Source organism: Salegentibacter tibetensis, from assembly GCF_020164485.1.
In the GTDB taxonomy this organism is placed as follows: domain Bacteria; phylum Bacteroidota; class Bacteroidia; order Flavobacteriales; family Flavobacteriaceae; genus Salegentibacter; species Salegentibacter tibetensis.
In genome coordinates, this window is the sequence record NZ_JAIQZA010000066.1 from 3,263 (window position 1) to 5,225 (window position 1,963).

1 tRNA gene and 1 rRNA gene are annotated in these 1,963 nt (G+C 48.0%); both read right to left on the reverse strand.

Features of this window, described 5'->3' with window-relative positions:
- Nucleotides 1-141: 141 nt before the first annotated feature.
- Nucleotides 142-215: transfer RNA gene (locus LB467_RS18340), tRNA-Ile, on the reverse strand.
- 188 nt (nt 216-403) lie between these two features.
- Nucleotides 404-1,933: ribosomal RNA gene (locus LB467_RS18345) — 16S ribosomal RNA — on the reverse strand.
- Between the last annotated feature and the right edge of the window lie 30 nt (nt 1,934-1,963).

The following is a 1,963-nucleotide window of genomic DNA, read 5'->3' on the forward strand; positions in this document are numbered from 1 at the left end:
TTGTAACTGTACTGCGTACTGCTCACTGCGTACTGTAAACTGGTTGCCCAACTTCTAAAATTTCCTTTCAATAAATTGTAATGAACTTAATTGTCTCGCTTCACCCTCTAACTTCTAACCTTGTACTTCGTACTTCGGTAGTAGTCTCAGGCAGACTCGAACTGCCGACCTCTACATTATCAGTGTAGCGCTCTAACCAGCTGAGCTATGAGACTGTCCTTTGTGTGATCCAAGAATTAAGACTCAAGATCCAGGACTAAAAAGTCTTTTCTCTTTTCTCTTGTTTCTTTTCTCTAATTTTTTAAATATTAAATCGACAGCTTTAGAATCAAGACCAAATCAGGATCTTTAAGAACTTCCCTTTGATTCTTGCGCTATGTACTTTAAAAGTACTTTGCTCTAGAAAGGAGGTGTTCCAGCCGCACCTTCCGGTACGGCTACCTTGTTACGACTTAGCCCCAGTTACCAGTTTTACCCTAGGCGGCTCCTTGCGGTGACCGACTTCAGGTACCCCCAGCTTCCATGGCTTGACGGGCGGTGTGTACAAGGCCCGGGAACGTATTCACCGGATCATGGCTGATATCCGATTACTAGCGATTCCAGCTTCACGCAGTCGAGTTGCAGACTGCGATCCGAACTGTGATAGGGTTTGTAGATTCGCTCCTTCTCGCGAAGTGGCTGCTCTCTGTCCCTACCATTGTAGCACGTGTGTGGCCCAGGACGTAAGGGCCGTGATGATTTGACGTCATCCCCACCTTCCTCGCAGTTTGCACTGGCAGTCTGGTTAGAGTTCCCGACATTACTCGCTGGCAACTAACCACAGGGGTTGCGCTCGTTATAGGACTTAACCTGACACCTCACGGCACGAGCTGACGACAACCATGCAGCACCTTGTAATCTGTCCGAAGAAAAAAGTGTTTCCACTCCTGTCAGACTACATTTAAGCCCTGGTAAGGTTCCTCGCGTATCATCGAATTAAACCACATGCTCCACCGCTTGTGCGGGCCCCCGTCAATTCCTTTGAGTTTCATTCTTGCGAACGTACTCCCCAGGTGGGTTACTTATCACTTTCGCTTAACCACTCAGCCCTTAATCGGGCCGAACAGCTAGTAACCATCGTTTACGGCGTAGACTACCAGGGTATCTAATCCTGTTCGCTACCTACGCTTTCGTCCATCAGCGTCAGTATATTATTAGTGATCTGCCTTCGCAATCGGTATTCTGAGTAATATCTATGCATTTCACCGCTACACTACTCATTCTAACCACTTCATAATAACTCAAGACAATCAGTTTCAATGGCAGTTCTCCCGTTGAGCGGAAGACTTTCACCACTGACTTAACTGCCCGCCTACGGACCCTTTAAACCCAATGATTCCGGATAACGCTTGGATCCTCCGTATTACCGCGGCTGCTGGCACGGAGTTAGCCGATCCTTATTCGCAGAGTACCGTCAAACTCCCACACGTGGGAGTGGTTCTTCCTCTGTAAAAGCAGTTTACAACCCATAGGGCAGTCTTCCTGCACGCGGCATGGCTGGATCAGGCTCTCGCCCATTGTCCAATATTCCTCACTGCTGCCTCCCGTAGGAGTCTGGTCCGTGTCTCAGTACCAGTGTGGGGGATCTCCCTCTCAGGACCCCTACCTATCGTAGCCTTGGTAAGCCGTTACCTTACCAACTAACTAATAGGACGCATACCCATCTAATAGCCATAAATGTTTAATATGAAAATCAGGAGATCTCCATATACTATGGGGCATTAATCCAAGTTTCCCTGGGCTATTCCCCGCTAAAAGGTAGGTTGTATACGCGTTACGCACCCGTGCGCCGGTCGTCAGCGAAAGAGCAAGCTCTTCCCTGTTACCCCTCGACTTGCATGTGTTAGGCCTGCCGCTAGCGTTCATCCTGAGCCAGGATCAAACTCTTCATCGTTGTTTCTTAATATAATTACAACAATCAATT